A 16202-nucleotide genomic window follows, 5' to 3' on the forward strand; every position below is an offset into this window, starting at 1 on the left:
CAACAAGATGGAAAAGATCGTGGTCCGGGGTGCTCGCACCCACAACCTCAAGAACATCAATCTGACCCTGCCCCGCGACAAGCTGATCGTGGTCACCGGCCTCTCCGGCTCGGGCAAATCCTCTCTGGCGTTCGATACCCTCTATGCAGAGGGGCAGCGCCGCTATGTGGAGTCCCTCTCCGCCTATGCTCGCCAGTTCCTCTCCCTGATGGAGAAGCCGGACGTCGACCATATCGAGGGGCTTTCGCCCGCCATTTCCATCGAACAGAAGTCCACTTCCCACAACCCGCGCTCGACCGTCGGTACCATCACCGAGATCTACGACTACCTGCGTCTGCTGTTTGCCCGGGTCGGTGAGCCGCGCTGCCCGACTCACGCCATTCCGCTCGCCGCCCAGACCATCAGCCAGATGGTGGATCAGGTGCTGGCTCAACCGGAGGGGAGCAAGCTGATGCTGCTGGCCCCGGTGGTGCGCGATCGCAAGGGGGAGCACACCAAGCTGCTGGAGAATCTGGCGGCCCAGGGCTACATCCGTGCCCGTATCGACGGCGAGGTGTGCGATCTCTCCGATCCTCCTACGTTGGAGCTGCACAAGAAGCACACCATCGAGGTGGTGGTGGATCGCTTCAAGGTGCGCGAGGACCTTGCCTTGCGTTTGGCCGAGTCGTTCGAGACGGCGCTGACCCTCTCTGGCGGCATCGTACTGGTGGTACCGATGGACGGTGAAGAGGGGGTTGCCCCCATGACCTTCTCCGCCAACTTCGCTTGCCCGGAGTGCGGCTACTCCATGTCGGAGCTGGAGCCGCGCATCTTCTCCTTCAACAACCCTGCAGGTGCTTGCCCGACTTGTGACGGCCTCGGGGTGCAGCAATATTTCGATCCGGCCAAGGTGATCGGCGATCCGGCCATCAGTCTGGCCAACGGCGCTATCCGTGGTTGGGACAAGCGCAGCTTCTACTACTTCCAGATGCTCAAATCCCTCTCCGAGCACTACAAGTTCGATCTGGAGACGCCGTGGGAAGATCTGCCGGTCAAGACCCAGGAGGTGATCCTGCGCGGCTCAGGTCGTACCGAGATCGAGTTCCGCTACATGAACGACCGCGGCGACGTGGTGGTGCGCAAGCACCCGTTCGAGGGGATCCTACACAACATGGAGCGGCGCTACCGGGAGACCGAATCCAACTCGGTGCGCGAAGAGCTCTCCAAGTACATTGCCAACAAATCCTGTACCAGCTGCGGTGGCAGCCGGCTGCGGGAAGAGGCGCGTCACGTCTTCGTCGACAACCGCAACCTGCCGGCCATCGCCGAGCAGTCCATCGGTGATGCGCTCGCCTTCTTCGAAGGGTTGAACCTCACCGGCCAGCGCGCCCAGATTGCCGAGAAGATATTGAAAGAGATCGTCGAGCGGCTCGGCTTCCTGGTGAATGTTGGTCTCAACTACCTGAGCCTGTCCCGCAGTGCCGAGACTCTCTCAGGCGGCGAAGCGCAGCGCATTAGACTGGCCAGCCAGATCGGTGCCGGGCTGGTGGGCGTCATGTATGTACTCGATGAGCCTTCCATCGGTCTGCATCAGCGCGACAACGAGCGGTTGCTCAAGACCCTCACCCATCTGCGCGATCTGGGCAACACTGTGATCGTGGTGGAGCACGACGAGGATGCCATCCGCCTCGCCGACCATGTGCTGGATATCGGCCCGGGGGCTGGCGTGCACGGTGGCGAGATTGTTGCGCAGGGCACCCCCCAGCAGATCATCGACAATCCGGAATCGCTGACCGGTGACTACCTCTCCGGCCGCAAGCAGATCGCCATTCCGGCCGAGCGCACGCCGCTCACCGGCAAGTGGCTGAAACTCAAGGGGGCAAGCGGCAACAACCTGCGCAACGTCAACCTGGATCTGCCCATCGGGGTGATGACCTGCGTCACCGGCGTCTCCGGCTCCGGCAAGTCGACCCTGATCAACGACACCCTGTTCCGCATCGCTCATCGCGAGCTCAACAAGGCGACCGAGTCCACCCCGGCACCCTATCGCAGCGTCGAGGGGCTGGAGCATCTGGACAAGGTGGTGGATATCGACCAGAGCCCCATCGGTCGTACCCCGCGCTCCAACCCGGCCACCTATACCGGTTTGTTCACTCCGATCCGCGAGCTGCTCTCCGGCACCCAGGAGGCGCGTTCACGCGGCTACCAGCCGGGCCGTTTCTCTTTCAACGTGAAGGGGGGCCGCTGCGAGGCGTGCCAGGGGGATGGCGTCATCAAGGTGGAGATGCACTTCCTGCCGGACGTCTACGTGCCGTGCGATGTCTGCAAGGGCAAGCGATATAACCGCGAGACCCTGGAGGTGAAATACAAGGGCAAGAACATCCACGAAATCCTCGAGATGACGGTGGAAGATGCCCGCGAGTTCTTCGATCCGGTGCCGGCGGTGGCGCGCAAGCTGCAGACCCTGATGGACGTGGGCCTCTCCTATATCCGCCTCGGCCAGTCGGCCACAACCTTGTCTGGCGGTGAGGCACAGCGGGTCAAGCTGGCGCGGGAGCTCTCCAAGCGGGATACCGGTCAGACTCTCTACATTCTGGACGAGCCGACCACCGGGCTGCACTTCCACGATATCCAGCAACTGCTCAAGGTGCTGCACCAGCTGCGGGATCGTGGCAACACCATCGTCATCATCGAGCACAATCTGGATGTCATCAAAACTGCCGACTGGATCGTCGATCTGGGTCCGGAGGGGGGCGCCGGTGGTGGCCGCATTCTGGTGACGGGGACGCCGGAAGAGATTTGCACCAATAAAGAGTCTCATACAGCTCGTTTTTTGCGGCCACTATTGGCGCGATAAGCCGTTATAATCGAGGGGCCTTTGGCCCCTTTTTGTTATAAAAATCGGGAGCATAGGGGGAAGCTCGTCAAGTGTGGGCAGGCTTGGCATCTCAGCATCATGGTAATGGATATATCGGGTTATGGCTCAGGCTCCGCGTACGATTGATCATCAGTTGGCTTACTCCATGCTCCCTATCTGGCTGGGGGCTATCCTGCTATTGCTGGTCCTGCTGGCGTGGGCCCAGATCCCGGCAGCCAGCCGGATTGAAGAGCAGCGAATGAAGGAACATCTGCTGCGCGTGACCAAGGCGGTGCAGGCGGATGTGGCCGCTCTGGACGCATTCAGTCGTGATTGGGGCATCTGGGATGACAGTCACCGCTTTATGGGCAACAAAAGCAGGACATATATCGAATCCAATCTGCTTAGTGATATGCCAATGCAGGACTTTCGCCTTAATCTGATGAGTTTCATTGACCTCACTGGTTACGAGGTCTGGACGCGCACTCTGCTGCCTGATGCGCCGGGGATCAACCCTGATCAGTTTCCCTATTTCCTTGATGAGCTGAAAAAGCAGTTGAGAGCCCGGTCAGTGGCGCAAGGAGGTATCAACCTGCACGGCATCAGAGCCTCCCAATGGGGACCGCTGATGTATTCGTGGCAGCCGATCAGAGACAGCGATGACACCGCTCCCTTCAATGGCTTTTTGCTGGTTGTGCGCTGGCTTGATGAAGAGTATCTCAAGCAGGTATCTGAGCGTACTGCATTGCCTCTTGCTATCGAACACACCAGCCTGCATGTCATTACCCCCTTCAAACCGCTGAAACCACAAATGACCTATCGTCTGATCGACCTTGGCCTGACCCGGCTCAGGGGGGAGGTTCGTTTGCTTAACAGTGATAACCAGCCCGTATTGACGTTGGTAATTGAGGAAGAGCGGCAACTGTTGGGCAGTGTAATGGAAGGGGCGATCTGGACCTTTATCGGCATGCTGCTGATTAGTTTTGTCTGCGTCATGATCGCCATGTACCGGCTCAACGGCATTGTGCTTACCCCCTTGCAGCAGCTGGTGTCGGCACTGCAGCGCTTTGGGGATCGACCCGAGGCGGATTTGATCCCCTATATCGATAGCAGTGTCGAGATGGCGACCCTGAGCGGCAAGTTCAGGGAGATGGCCTGCAAGGTCACTCGGCAGCATGATGATTTGTTGGAGCGATCCAGCCAGATGGAGATGGCGGCATTTACTGATCCCCTGACCCGTTGCTTCAACCGTCGCTATCTGGATAGCTGGTTGCAAGACAATTGGGCCCGCCCTTGTCAGCTGTTACTGCTCGATCTCGATCATTTCAAACGGATCAACGACCGATTTGGTCATGATATGGGTGATCTGGTGTTGCAGCAGCTGGCAGAACTGCTGCACAAGCTGGTGGTGAGTGACGCCGAGCCCGTTATCCGGTTGGGAGGGGAGGAGTTTTTACTCCTGTTGCAGGTGGATAATGAGCAAGAGTTGGTACAGCGTGCCGATTATCTGAGGCTTCGTGTTGTTCAGCACCGTTTCGGTTCGGAGGAGAGGCCGCTATGGTTAACGGTTTCATCGGGATATTGTCGGTATCCTCTGCATCCGGCGTGCCCCGATACCTTCTGGAGCCACAGTTTCAAGCTGGCCGACCTGGCGCTCTATCAGGCAAAACTGAGGGGCCGTAATCGATGCTGTGGCTATTCGGGCACTCTGTCTGTTCGGGAGGTGATGGAACAGACCCCGGAGCAACTTGTCGAAGGGAATAGTCTTGCGTTGCAACATACTGTCAGCCCGGATTAGCCCTGCCGTACCAATACCAGATAGGCCAGGGCGACAATAAAACCGAGCAGGATAAAGAGAAAGGATCCGATTCCCCACACGGCCGCGAGAAAGGCCCCCACCTTTTGCCATTTCGACTCATTTTTCATAAATAAACCATTACTTCCCAGTAACTTGCATGGCGCAAAAAATACGCTGATTTGCCCACATTAACAACAATTAATAGCCACTCTGCCGCGCAATAAGATGTGGTTTGTTTGCTCCTTTTGGCGCTGGATACGGGTAGTTACAACCTGTCGAAACAGGTATTTCAGCTTGTTGTCTGGGGGCTCAACGAGATTGAGATGGCGTGCAAAGATGTCACACCAATCGATTTATTTCTGTGCAACCTTTGCTCCAAGTCAATAACTTTGCATTTACAAGGGCATATAGTCAGCGGGCTTACAGCATCAAATGAAAACAAAAAAAGGGATTACGTGATGAAAAAATTACTTCCTCTGATGATTGCCGCAGCAGTGACCTCTCCTTTCGCCATGGCCCATCAGGCTGGCGACATTCTGGTTCGTGGTGGTTTGGCATTTGTATCGCCGCAGGAAAGCAGCACGCCTGTAGAGCTGGAAATTAATGACAACATGCAATTGGGATTGACTCTCTCTTACATGATTACTGATAACTGGGGTGTCGAATTGCTGGCTGCAACCCCCTTCTCTCATTCAGTCAAACTGGGTGGCGCTGAAGTTGCCAAGATCAAGCATCTGCCGCCGACTCTGATGGGTCAGTACTATTTTGGCGATGCTCAAAGCAAGGTTCGCCCGTATGTCGGTATTGGCGTGAACTACACCACCTTCTTTGATGAAGAGGGTCGTGGTGCACTGTCAGGAACCGATGTCAAAGTCGATGACTCCTGGGGGGTTGCCGGACAAGTTGGTATCGATATGGCGATCACTGACCGCTGGTTTGTCAACGGTTCAGCCTGGATCATGGATATCGATACCGATGTGCATACTGCGATTGGCACCATTAATACCAAGGTCGACCCGATGGCCTTTATGGTGGGTGTTGGCTACCGCTTCTAATGATTCTGACTGCGGCTCTGATCGGACCGCGGAAGATAGCAAAGTACGTCTCTTTCAGCCCGGCTTTTGCCGGGCTTTTTTCGTATTGCTGATTTTGTCTGGACTGTGATCCAACCCGATACAAATCAATTAAATCCCTGTCGCTTTATTTCAGTTATTCGCCACCCTTGCCGATAGTGACTATGTTCACTTTACCTTCCCCCAATGAGTGAGGATGTCTCCATGGGCTTATCTATTGTGCAGCGGATCATCGCCGGATTCGTGTTGATGCTGCTGTTGCTGATCCTGCTTGGTGTGATCAGTACCTTTAAAATCAAGGGTATAAATGACGGCCTCTCTGCCGTATCTGACCGGGCAACCCCGCTGGTAGTGGCTGTCGCAGGTCTAAAGGGGGCACTGCAGGATAGTAACCGCTGGGTGCTGGTCTACCGCACCAGTGAAGATGCCGCCCAGTTGCCGCAGCTGGCCAATCAGTTCAAGGAGCAGCAGAACCGCTTCGCCCAGCTGAGTCAGGAGATGGGTAAATTTACCGACGTAGCGGATGCTCGTGCCCGCTTCCAACAGGTCGAGAGTGCTACCACCCAATTTTATGGCTTGGCAGATCAGGTGTTGGCCCAGCATCGGCAGTGGGTCAGCGCGCTGGAGCAGCGCCACAAGCTGGAGATGGAATTTATCCGTCTTGAGGATACCTACCAGTGGGCGGCGGATCTGCTGCTGCAACAGACTGCCAGCAAACGCTCCATGCGCAACAAGGCGGAGCTTATTACCTCGGGTATCGCCCGCGATCTGAAGAATATTCGCCGTGCCGATGCCAAAACCGACCTGAACGAGCTGGAAAAGGTACTCAGCAAGGATATCGAGATGGCCCGCAAGCGTCTGGAGCGGGTTCTGGTGCCCGATGATGTGAAAGCGCGCTTTGTCTCCAATCTGGATCGGATGCAGGAGTTGGCGCTCGGCGCTCAGGGCTTGCTGGCGACCATGCGTCAGGCTCAGCAACTGGAGCTGTCGCTGGCCACGCAAAATCAGCAGCTGGATGCCAGTCTGGTCAACAGCCTCAATTTGCTCGATGAGATGGGCAAGTCCGCCGGTGCCATAGCTAGCGATAGTCGGATCAACGCCGATGCCGCGGTCAGCAGTGCCAGCTTCTGGATCCTGGTGGTTGCCGCGATGTCGGCCGCTGCCGCACTGGTGATCGGCTATACCACGGCGCGCAGCATTCAGCGCCCGTTGCAGATGATCAACAAGGAGCTCGATTGCATGGCGGCCGGCGACATGACCCGCCGCATCAACTACCGCAGCAGTTGCGAATTTGGCAGCCTCTCTCGCTCCATCGATACGCTGGCGGGCAAGACCGGCGAGCTGCTCTCTCAAATCAATGCGGGCTCCCGTCATCTGGTGGATGAAGCGAGCCGCGCCGCCGAGATCAGCGAACGGGCCATGTCCCGGGTACAGGAGCAGAAGAGCCAGACCGATCAGGTGGCCGCCGCCATTACCGAGCTGGAAGTGAGCGCCACCGAGGTGGCCCGCTCTACCGATGGCACCAAGCGGGAAGTGGATCTGGCCGATGAAGAGGCGCGCAATGGTCGCCAGAAAGTGGCCACCACTCGCCGGATCACCGAGCAGCTGGCTGGCGCCATGGAGGAGGCGGTCGGCATCACCTACAAGCTGGGCGAATTCAGCAACAACATCGGCAGCATTCTCGATGTGATCCGCAGTATTGCCGAGCAGACCAACCTGCTGGCCTTGAACGCCGCCATCGAAGCTGCCCGTGCTGGCGATGCCGGCCGCGGTTTCGCGGTGGTAGCCGATGAGGTGCGGGCGCTGGCCAATCGCACCCAGACTTCGACCGAAGAGATCCAGGGGATGATTGAGAATCTGCAGAACTCCAGCAAGCATGTGGTTGAAGTGATGGGGCGTAGCCAGGAGCAGACCCAGAGCTGTGTTGAGCAGACTCGCGAGATGGATGTGGCGCTGCAATCCATTGCTGATCGGATGGGTGCCATCAAATCGATGGCTGATCAGGTGGCCCATGCCGCTCAGGAGCAGATCTCCGTCAGTCAGGGGGTCGCTCGTCATATCGCCGGTATTGCCGATGTGGCATATGAGACCGAGCGGGAGGCGCGCGAATCGGCCAGCAGCAGTGAAGTACTGGCCGACCTGGTCGCCAAACAGCAGCAATTGATCGCACATTTCAAGGTCTAGGAGGGCTTATGTCTAAAAAGTGGATTGGAGCCCTGAGTCTCCTGTTGTGTGGCCAGCTGATGGCCAGCGAGCTGGTGATTGAAAGCTGGCGAACCGATGACAAGGCGTTGTGGGAGCAGAAAATTATCCCGGCCTTTGAAGCGGCGCATCCCGGTATCAAGGTGAGTTTTCATCCGGTACAGAACGTTAACTACATGCCCACCCTGTGGGAGAGCCTGAAAGGCGGTAAGGCGGGGGATCTTATTACCTGTCGTCCGTTTGATGACTCGCTCGCCCTGTTCAAGGCGGGCCATCTGGCCGAGCTGACCGAAATGGCAGGAATGGAGAACTTCCCGAGTTTTGCCCAGTCACCTTGGCAGACGGACTCCGGTGCCCAGACCTTCTGTGTGCCGATGGCCTCGGTGATCCATGGCTTCTTCTATAACAAGAAGATCCTCAGTGAATTGGGGATCACCTTGCCTCAAACCCGCGACCAGTTCTTCGCCGTGCTGGACAAGATCAAGGCCGACGGGCGTTATGTGCCGCTGGCCATGAGTGGTTCCGAGAGCTGGGTTGCCTCCGAACTGGGGTTCCAGAACATTGGCCCCAATTACTGGAAAGGGGAAGACGGCCGTCTGGCACTGATTGGTGGGCAGGAGCGGTTGGACAACCCGCAATATGTGAAGGTGTTCGACGAGCTGGCCCGCTGGCGTTCCTACCTCGGTGACGGTGGTGAGAGCCGCGATTACGCGACCAGTAACGAGCTCTTCACTTCGGGCAAGGCTGCCTTCTATGTGGCGGGCTCCTGGGAGATTGCTCCCTTCACCGGCAAGGTCGATTTTGGCGTCATGCGTCCGCCGGTGGCCAAACAGGGTGATGGCTGTTTCTTTACCGACCACACCGATATCGGTATGGGGATGAATCCGGCCAGCAAGAATAAAGAGGGTGCAATGGCTTTCCTGCAGTGGCTGACGACGCCGCAATTTGCCGAGCTCTATACCAACTCGCTGCCGGGATTCTTCTCCCTCTCCAACCACTTCTTCGATGTCACCAATCCGGCGGCCAAAGAGATGATGGAGTGGCGCGATCAGTGTGACTCGACCATTCGGGTGGCGACACAGATCCTCTCCCGTGGTACGCCCAAGTTGGGGGATGAACTGGCAGAGGTGAGTCAGGCTGTGCTGCTTGGCAAGATGGAGCCCAAAGCTGCAGCGGAACGACTGGAAGGTGGCTTGAAGAGTTGGTATGCCCCTCATCAGGGCAATAAGGCCAAGAGCGCGGATTGTCTGTGTGATGCGGTTGCCCCTGCTCCTGTTTCAGCGCCGACGACTGAGGTGTCCGCAGCTCCCGCGACCACTGAAACATCGGCCGTGGTGTCACCTGCTGTGACTCCCGCAGAACCCGCATCAGCGGCCGCTGCCCCATTATCGGCGCCGTCGGATGAGGTGGAGCAGGCGCTCTCCAACGAGCTGGAAGCGCCACAGCAGCCACAGCAATAGGTCATCTGCATCAATAAGAGCGGGAGGCATCAGCCTCCCGTTTTTTTATGGCTCGCGGCCAGCATGTATCGCTTTATTGTGCTTCGTGGGGCCAGCGGCAGAGGCTGCCGATGCGGGCAACCGGGGCAAACCCCAAAGAGCGGTAAATGCGCTGAGCATGGTAGTGTTCGTCTGCCACTATGATTAGCTGTTTGGCGCGGGACAATCCTGCGCGAGCCACTTGACTCAGCAGCTGGCGGCATAACCCCTGGTTGCGCCACGCATGGTGCGTGCGTACCAACTGGAAGCGCCCAAGTGTGCCGCAAAAGAAGAGACCACAACTGGCGACCAGTTGTCCCTCTTGCCAGATCCCCCACCAGTCCCCGAGACCATCGGCAATCATGGCCTGATAGAGCGCCTGGCGGGATCGCAGATAGGGGAGATAGCTCTGTTCCGAGTGCCCCTCATCCCGCTCATGGAGTTCGAAGTCGAGCCACTCAGGCCAATCAGCAGTGGTGAAAGTACGAGCGTCAACCTTGTTCATGTCGTCGTGAGGGGGTGGGCAGCTCTGTTCATCCAGCGCCAGTACCACGCACTCCATATATTGGTAACCCGTTGCGACAAAACCGGCGATCCGGCTGTTTTGCCCGGCTGCTAGTGGCCATTGGAATGTGCGGTGGCGCACTCGAGGATCCTGGCCGATCAGCTGATCAAATGTGGCTTCCAGCCAGCCTTTGTCACGGTCGCTGGGTGGGTTGGGGAGTAGCAGGTAGTTGCCGAAGTAATAGTCGGGAGCATCCGGCGTGCGAACCGCCCAGAACTGATCGTGCTGAACAACCTCGCCCTGATAGCGATCGAACAGCAAGTCGGTGGCAAAGCCGGGGTGGGTATCCATGATGGTGCTCCTGCAAAGACTCATTCTGTTATCGGCAGGAGTGGGAAATAGATGAAAAGGGGCCGGAGAAACCTCCGGCCAAACAATCACACGCAGATTCAGAACGTCCAGGACGATCTGACCCCATCATAACTCGACTGGGGCAATTTTGGGATGGGCACTTTTCGGTTACGTACCGTTAATTTTGTAATTATGAAGTTCGTCAGATCGGATGTGAGGTAAATCCCTGTTGACTTTGTGTCGTTTTACTCATAAATATAAAGACGTTTAGACGTCCAAACATCCGTTTTGACGTAGGCAGATGGATTGCAGGACAGGGAGAAGAACATATGGGATTTCACAGTGCACGTCAGGTTGAGGCGCTCAACCAGAGCTTGGCAGATTTGAATGGCGATATATCGGTCAGTTTCGAGTTTTTTCCGCCCAATAGTGAAGGGATGGAAAATACCCTCTGGCAGTCCATCGAACGGCTGAAAGTGCTGGAACCCAAGTTCGTCTCCGTCACCTATGGTGCCAACTCCGGCACCCGTGATCGCACCCACAAGGTGATCAAGGACATCAAGGAGCGGACCGGCCTGATTGCCGCGCCGCACCTGACCTGTATCGATGCCAGTCGCGACGAGCTGCGCACCATCGCCCGCGATTACTGGAACAGCGGCATTCGCCATATTGTGGCTCTGCGCGGTGACTTGCCGCAGGGGTTGGAGAAGCCGGATATGTATGCCACCGATCTGGTTGCTCTGCTCAAGTCAGAGGCGGACTTCGATATCTCGGTTGCCGCCTATCCGGAAGGGCACCCGGAGGCCAAGAGTGCGCAATCCGACCTGCTCAACCTCAAGCGCAAGATTGATGCCGGTGCCAACCGCGCCATCACTCAGTTCTTCTTCGATGTGGAAACTTACTTGCGCTTTCGGGATCGCTGCGCCGCCATCGGCATCGATGCCGAAATCGTGCCGGGGATCCTGCCGGTCTCCAACTACCAGACCCTGGCCAAGTTTGCCGGTTTTACCAACGTGAAGATCCCGCGCTGGATGCATCAGCGTTTCGAGGGGCTGGATAACGATCAGATGACCCGCAATCTGGTGGGGGCGAGCATCGCCATCGATCAGGTGCGCGTGCTGAGTCAGGAAGGCGTGAAGGATTTCCACTTTTATACCCTGAACCGCTCCGAGCTGACTTATGCCATCTGCCATACTCTGGGGGTTCGTCCCAAGGGCTGATCAGTGCTCACTGCGATAAAAGCAAAAAGCCAATGAGTTGCTCATTGGCTTTTTCGTTATGGCCGATTATCAAGGTCTGGTCGGGGCGATCTCTTTTGGCTCAAGATCGATAACCGCATTACCGGCAGCCCCCGGATACTGGCGATAGACCTGATCCTGCTCCAGTGTGTAGAAGGTATCCAGATAGTCGTCGTTGTTGGTCATCCAAGAATCGGGCAGCGCCTTGACGATGCGACCGCCGAGATCGAGGAAGGGCAGGGCTTCCGGCACGCCACCCGCGGTAAAGCCGAGTTTGAGGGCTTCAATCAGCATGGCGCTCAGCTCCTTGTAGTTGACGTTGTCATCCTGCTCCATCATCACCACATCGACGGCACCCCAGCGATAGCGATCCCAGTAAACCAGGATCTGGTTGGGGGTGTAGTCTGTGTTGTCATAGTCGAGGTAGGGCATGTCGACAATATCGACCACAGGCTCATCCCGGCTGGGATTGACCCCTGCGACCACCGCATACACTTCGGCTGCGCCGAGCAGCCAGGGCTCCTGATCATCCTTCAGTCTGATCTTTTTCAGGATACTGGTCTTGAGCGGCGCCGTGCTGGCCGCCACTCGCGGGGCGCTTTGCAGATCCGCATCGGCCAGTGCTTTGCGCATCACCTTCAAGCCTGCGTTTTTGGCTTTGACGGGATCGGCTTCGACTACCAGAACCGGCCGGGCCGGAGCCTTGTCCACATCCAGATAGACGGGATTGCCAGCGCTGTCGAACGCTTCAATGGCGCTCCAGCTCTTCTCATCCCCACTAGGAACATAGGCGACCAGCGGTTCGACGCCCTGTTGTAGCGCGGCGGCCTGATCGGTGTTGGCCAGCCGCAACTGCATCAGTTGCTTGACCTCGCCATCCAGTCCTTGTCGGCTGATGGCCGCCTGGTTGGCATCGCTCGCCTGCCGTTTAAGTCGTGGGCTGGCCTTCTGCAGCAGGTTGGGAAGCGGGCTCTGGTATTGCTGATTGCTCAGCAGGGGCAGCAGGTTTTTCTGCTGAAGTGCGAGCTGGCGAGCCAGCTCTCGATCCGTATCGGCAGCCTGGACGCTCGTAGCACCCAGTATGGCCAGTAGTAACAAGACAGCCTGATTTTTCATTTTTATACTCCGTTGCATGGAACCTGACAGGGCACCATGTCCGGGAAGATTGGTGCCCTGACGCCACTAGAAGGAAATTAGTTTCACTTGTGAATCATTTTATCTGGATAGTGTGCAGAGGTTCACGGTTTGAGGTTCAATTGATTCCTTTGTCGATGTGGTTGGAACTGATAGATCGCCAGACCAATCAGCAGACCCCAGCAGGCTGCCGCGATGCCGAGCAGGCTGATCCCGGACGCGGTAATGATAAAGGTGAGCAGCGCAGCTTCTCGCGCTTCATCCTGGTGCAAGGCAGAGTGCAGGCTGCTGCCGATGGTACCTAGCAGGGCCAATCCGGCGACGCAGGTGACAAGGGCTGCCGGAAAGGCGCTAAACAGGGCCGCGACGGTTGCGCCGAAGCAGCCGGTCACAAGATAAAAGCAACCCGCCCATACCGCAGCTGGCCAGCGGCGCTTGGTATCCGGGTCGACCTCTTTGCCCATGCAGATGGCGGCAGTGATGGCGGCCAGATTGAAGGCATAGCCGCCAAAAGGGGCGAGCAGCAGGCCAGTCAGGCCGGTCCAGCTGATCAGCGAGGAGGTGGAAGGCTGATAGCCGTGGGCCCGCAAGATGGCAATTCCCGGCATGTTTTGCGATGTCATGGTGACAATGAACAGCGGCAGCGCGATGCCAAACAGGGCATCAAGGGAGAAGGCTGGCCATGTCCAGACCGGGCTGGCGAGTTGCCAGTGAAGGGTGCCCAGTTGCAAATCCCCCCGCACGCTGCAGGTCAGCATCCCCACTCCCAGTACCAGCACCATGGTATAGCGGGGCCAGAGATGACGACCCAGCAGGAAGGCCAGCAGCAGGGTGCCAAGCAACAAGGGATCTTGCGGGGCGACCTTGAACAGATCCAATCCGAATCTGAGCAGCACGCCAGCGAGCATGGCGGCGGCCAGTGGAGCCGGGATATGTTTCATCAAACGGTCGAACCAGCCGCTGATGCCACACAGAGTGATCAGCAGGGAGGCGATCACAAAGGCGCCGATAGCTTCCGCCAGAGTGAAGTTGCCCAGCGTGGTGATCAGCAGTGCCGCGCCCGGTGTGGACCAGGCGGTTAGTATGGGTATGCGGTAATAGAGAGAGAGGCCGATGCAGCTCACCCCCATGCCGATCCCCAGCGTCCAGAGCCAGGAGGCGACTTGAGCAGTATCAGCACCTGCTGCCGTGGCGGCCTGGATGATCAGGATGACGGAGCTGGTGTAGCCGACCATCACGGCGATAAAGCCTGCGACCAGATGGGGGATGACGAAGGGCATGACTCTTCCTCTTGGCGTTGTGACGCGCTGTGCGTTATTACGTACAATACAGCTTTGACTATATCGATGTGCGTTATGGCGCACAAGGTGCATCGTGCAAGAGTAATAAAGAGGCAGTTATGCAAGAGATGAGTCAGCATCTGGCTGCTCGACTGAAGGGGCTGCGTAGCGAGCGCGGCTGGAGCCTGGATGCCGCCGCGCGCGAAACGGGTGTCAGCAAAGCGATGCTGGGGCAGATTGAGCGGGGAGAGTCCAGCCCGACGGTGGCGACGCTATGGAAGATAGCCACCGGTTTTCGAGTCTCATTTTCCAGTTTCATTGAGCCCACACCCGCTGCGCAGGCTGAGGTGCTCTATCGCACCGCCGATGCCATTCGCCAGCAGCCAGCGGGAGAGGGCATGCAAGTGGCGCCGCTCTTCCCTTATGAAAACCGGTTTGGCTTCGAATTGCTTGAGCTGACCCTGTTGCCGGGTTACCAGCGTGAATCCGAGTCCCATGAGCCGGGAGTGACCGAACATGTCATCGTCATCAGCGGCATGATGGAGGTGCTGGTGGAAGGGGAGTGGCGTTCATTGGTGCAAGGAGAGGCGGTGCGTTTTGCTGCCGACCGTCCCCACGGTTATCGCAATCTGGGCATAGCCCCGGCGATTTTCCACAACCTCATCCACTATCCAGTGGCAACACCCTGAACATGTTCCGCAGTCATCAACCCGGTCGACCATCTGCTCTGGGGCGGATCAGTATCGGGGTATAGACCCAGACAAACAGACCATAGGCAGCGATCCAGGCAAGCGCGCTGAGGTTCCAGCCATGCAGGGTATAAGCAGGCCAGAACAGCGGAATCGTCACCCGCATTGTAGCGGCAGCGATAACCAGGGCGAATGCGCCAGTGATCCTGCGTCCTACCTGCAAGGCCCGACCGCTATGGCCGAGGGAGACTCGCGCAATCATGCCCAGGATCATGGTGCCCATACAGCCTGCGCTGAGCAGGTGACTGGCCATCGACAACGTGATGGGCAGACCCGCGCTATGTGCCGCAAGGGCGAGCAGGCCAAGAGGGATAAACAGATAGGCGAGATGGAGTGACCACAGCAGGGGATGCGCAAGGGTCGATGGCAGATGCCAACGCAGTTGCCGCCACAGATGCAAACTCGCCGCCACTATATAGAGAGGCACTATATATATGCTGGTGACCCATTGGGTGGGGAGCAGCAGCCAGCAGAGCAAGATAAGCCACAGTGTCGCGAGCGCCGCCCGCTCCAGCCAGAGCTGAGGTGCAGCTTTATCCTGACCGGTTGCTCGGGCGGTGAAGAACGGAATCACCCTTCCACCCATCACGGCGATCAGGGTGGTAAACAACAGCACTGTGGTGATCAATAGGTGCTCAACGGTGGTCCAATCGGCCTGCCATAACCAGCTGGCACCATTGAGCAAGGTCAGTATCAGCAACAGGGGCACGAAGAATAGATTGCGCCATTGCCGGGTTATCAAGATAGGCTTGGCAAGGAACCAGGCGCACAGCGGCAGCCAGAGCAGGTCTGCTACCATCAGGATCATGTTCTCCTCACCCAGCCAGGGTAACAAGGTCCTTGGCAATATCCACAACCCCACCACCATTGCCAATGGCCAGCTCCGAATACCGGGATGGGCCGTCCAGTTCTGCACCGCGGTGAGCAGAAAGCCCGCGACGATGGCTGCCCCGAAACCAAACAGCATTTCATGACCATGCCACCAGATCGGGTTGGCAATCCCTGGCAAGGTTAGCCAACCGTTGAGCTGCCCCAGCCAGAGCAACATGGCGACGGCAGCAAACAGAGCCCCGAACAAGAAGAAGGGTCGGAACCCCAAGCGGAACAGCGGGACGATTTGCTCTTCCTTATGGCTATCGAGGATTTGATGCATGAGGGTATTCCAATTGAACATTTGAAATGGCAATTATAAATTGGCTTTTCAAATGTTCAATTTAAATCCGGCAATAGTCAGGATTGATGCCATTTTGAGCAAAAAAAGAGGTGGTTGCTTGATATCTGAGCGAACGAACTTTTTTGCTGAAAAAGCCCTTGTCATCCCGGCGCGGCTCCCTATAATGCGCCCCTACCAGCACGGCGGAACACGCCGAACTGATGAGCCAGCTTCCTAGCGAAGTGGGCGCCGAAAGAAAAGCGAAAACAATCGCTTGACTTTCGAAGTGAGAAGCGTAATATGCGCCTCCTCAACGCGACAAGCGTGACGCTCTTTAACAATTTGAATCAAGCAATCTGTGTGGGCACTCACAGCATCGAACATCAAAAACAATTTTTGATTTTC

Annotated in this window: 12 protein-coding genes; 7 read left to right on the plus strand and 5 right to left on the minus strand. The window is 57.3% G+C overall.

Annotation, left to right across the window (positions count from 1 at the left end):
- Nucleotides 1-7 precede the first annotated feature (7 nt).
- Together uvrA and G5315_RS09985 are read left to right on the plus strand one after the other, a co-directional pair.
- Nucleotides 8-2836 (plus strand): excinuclease ABC subunit UvrA, encoded by a 2829-nt coding sequence (gene uvrA / locus G5315_RS09980; RefSeq protein ID WP_204384470.1) that lies wholly within the window; start codon nucleotides 8-10, stop codon nucleotides 2834-2836.
- Between the two features lie 121 nt (nucleotides 2837-2957).
- Entirely contained in the window at nucleotides 2958-4634 is a 1677-nt protein-coding gene (locus tag G5315_RS09985; RefSeq protein ID WP_421332968.1) for a sensor domain-containing diguanylate cyclase, read from the plus strand.
- Here G5315_RS09985 and G5315_RS09990 read toward each other — a convergent pair.
- Complete coding sequence (locus G5315_RS09990) at nucleotides 4631-4762, minus strand: hypothetical protein (RefSeq protein WP_019445201.1); 132 nt, start codon at nucleotides 4760-4762, stop codon at nucleotides 4631-4633. The two genes, G5315_RS09985 and G5315_RS09990, sit on opposite strands and share 4 nt — an antisense overlap.
- Nucleotides 4763-5092: 330 nt before the next feature.
- Between G5315_RS09990 and G5315_RS09995 the strand changes: the two genes are divergently transcribed.
- The 3 genes from G5315_RS09995 to G5315_RS10005 all read left to right on the plus strand — a co-directional run bounded on the left by G5315_RS09995 (nucleotide 5093) and on the right by G5315_RS10005 (nucleotide 9369).
- A complete protein-coding gene (locus G5315_RS09995; RefSeq protein WP_005340187.1) occupies nucleotides 5093-5689 on the plus strand; it encodes an OmpW family outer membrane protein in 597 nt (198 codons plus the stop codon).
- 222 nt (nucleotides 5690-5911) lie between these two features.
- Nucleotides 5912-7891 carry a HAMP domain-containing methyl-accepting chemotaxis protein gene (locus G5315_RS10000; RefSeq protein ID WP_421332969.1) on the plus strand — a complete coding sequence of 660 codons (1980 nt, stop codon included), beginning with the start codon at nucleotides 5912-5914 and terminating at the stop codon, nucleotides 7889-7891.
- Between the two features lie 8 nt (nucleotides 7892-7899).
- Nucleotides 7900-9369 carry an ABC transporter substrate-binding protein gene (locus tag G5315_RS10005; protein ID WP_421332970.1) on the plus strand — a complete coding sequence of 490 codons (1470 nt, stop codon included), beginning with the start codon at nucleotides 7900-7902 and terminating at the stop codon, nucleotides 9367-9369.
- A 73-nt stretch (nucleotides 9370-9442) separates the two neighbouring features.
- Here the strand turns inward: G5315_RS10005 and G5315_RS10010 are convergent, their stop codons facing one another.
- On the minus strand, nucleotides 9443-10243 hold the full coding sequence (locus tag G5315_RS10010) for a GNAT family N-acetyltransferase (RefSeq protein ID WP_088870248.1): 801 nt from the start codon (nucleotides 10241-10243) through the stop codon (nucleotides 9443-9445).
- A gap of 329 nt (nucleotides 10244-10572) precedes the next feature.
- Here G5315_RS10010 and metF point away from each other — a divergent pair, with 329 nt between their 5' ends.
- Complete coding sequence (metF, locus tag G5315_RS10015; protein WP_005340191.1) at nucleotides 10573-11463, plus strand: methylenetetrahydrofolate reductase; 891 nt, start codon at nucleotides 10573-10575, stop codon at nucleotides 11461-11463.
- Nucleotides 11464-11532: 69 nt separating this feature from the next.
- Here metF and G5315_RS10020 read toward each other — a convergent pair whose 3' ends face one another.
- Both G5315_RS10020 and G5315_RS10025 read right to left on the minus strand, forming a co-directional pair.
- Nucleotides 11533-12597, minus strand: coding sequence for a DUF3103 family protein (locus G5315_RS10020; protein WP_421332971.1), 1065 nt, complete (start codon nucleotides 12595-12597; stop codon nucleotides 11533-11535).
- 122 nt (nucleotides 12598-12719) lie between these two features.
- Nucleotides 12720-13895, minus strand: a complete 1176-nt coding sequence (locus tag G5315_RS10025) for a benzoate/H(+) symporter BenE family transporter (protein ID WP_421332972.1) — start codon at nucleotides 13893-13895, stop codon at nucleotides 12720-12722.
- Nucleotides 13896-14014: 119 nt separating this feature from the next.
- On the opposite strand from G5315_RS10025, the gene G5315_RS10030 reads away from it, so the two are divergent.
- Nucleotides 14015-14584 carry a helix-turn-helix domain-containing protein gene (locus tag G5315_RS10030; RefSeq protein ID WP_216947454.1) on the plus strand — a complete coding sequence of 190 codons (570 nt, stop codon included), beginning with the start codon at nucleotides 14015-14017 and terminating at the stop codon, nucleotides 14582-14584.
- A 16-nt stretch (nucleotides 14585-14600) separates the two neighbouring features.
- Here the strand turns inward: G5315_RS10030 and G5315_RS10035 are convergent, their stop codons facing one another.
- Nucleotides 14601-15797: an NnrS family protein gene (locus tag G5315_RS10035; RefSeq protein ID WP_201992449.1), complete on the minus strand. Its 1197-nt coding sequence runs from the start codon at nucleotides 15795-15797 to the stop codon at nucleotides 14601-14603.
- Nucleotides 15798-16202 lie beyond the last annotated feature (405 nt).

Source organism: Aeromonas sp. 603607 (genome assembly GCF_049171595.1).
Classification (GTDB): Bacteria; Pseudomonadota; Gammaproteobacteria; order Enterobacterales; family Aeromonadaceae; genus Aeromonas; species Aeromonas veronii.

What these genes read in the sequence shown, in the direction of transcription:
- uvrA (WP_204384470.1), top strand. Translation starts at nt 8, where the DNA reads ATGGAAAAGATCGTGGTCCGGGGTGCTCGCACCCACAACCTCAAGAAC.
- G5315_RS09985 (WP_421332968.1), top strand. Translation starts at nt 2,958, where the DNA reads ATGGCTCAGGCTCCGCGTACGATTGATCATCAGTTGGCTTACTCCATG.
- G5315_RS09990 (WP_019445201.1), bottom strand. Translation starts at nt 4,762, where the DNA reads ATGAAAAATGAGTCGAAATGGCAAAAGGTGGGGGCCTTTCTCGCGGCC.
- G5315_RS09995 (WP_005340187.1), top strand. Translation starts at nt 5,093, where the DNA reads ATGAAAAAATTACTTCCTCTGATGATTGCCGCAGCAGTGACCTCTCCT.
- G5315_RS10000 (WP_421332969.1), top strand. Translation starts at nt 5,912, where the DNA reads ATGGGCTTATCTATTGTGCAGCGGATCATCGCCGGATTCGTGTTGATG.
- G5315_RS10005 (WP_421332970.1), top strand. Translation starts at nt 7,900, where the DNA reads ATGTCTAAAAAGTGGATTGGAGCCCTGAGTCTCCTGTTGTGTGGCCAG.
- G5315_RS10010 (WP_088870248.1), bottom strand. Translation starts at nt 10,243, where the DNA reads ATGGATACCCACCCCGGCTTTGCCACCGACTTGCTGTTCGATCGCTAT.
- metF (WP_005340191.1), top strand. Translation starts at nt 10,573, where the DNA reads ATGGGATTTCACAGTGCACGTCAGGTTGAGGCGCTCAACCAGAGCTTG.
- G5315_RS10020 (WP_421332971.1), bottom strand. Translation starts at nt 12,597, where the DNA reads ATGAAAAATCAGGCTGTCTTGTTACTACTGGCCATACTGGGTGCTACG.
- G5315_RS10025 (WP_421332972.1), bottom strand. Translation starts at nt 13,895, where the DNA reads ATGCCCTTCGTCATCCCCCATCTGGTCGCAGGCTTTATCGCCGTGATG.
- G5315_RS10030 (WP_216947454.1), top strand. Translation starts at nt 14,015, where the DNA reads ATGCAAGAGATGAGTCAGCATCTGGCTGCTCGACTGAAGGGGCTGCGT.
- G5315_RS10035 (WP_201992449.1), bottom strand. Translation starts at nt 15,797, where the DNA reads ATGCATCAAATCCTCGATAGCCATAAGGAAGAGCAAATCGTCCCGCTG.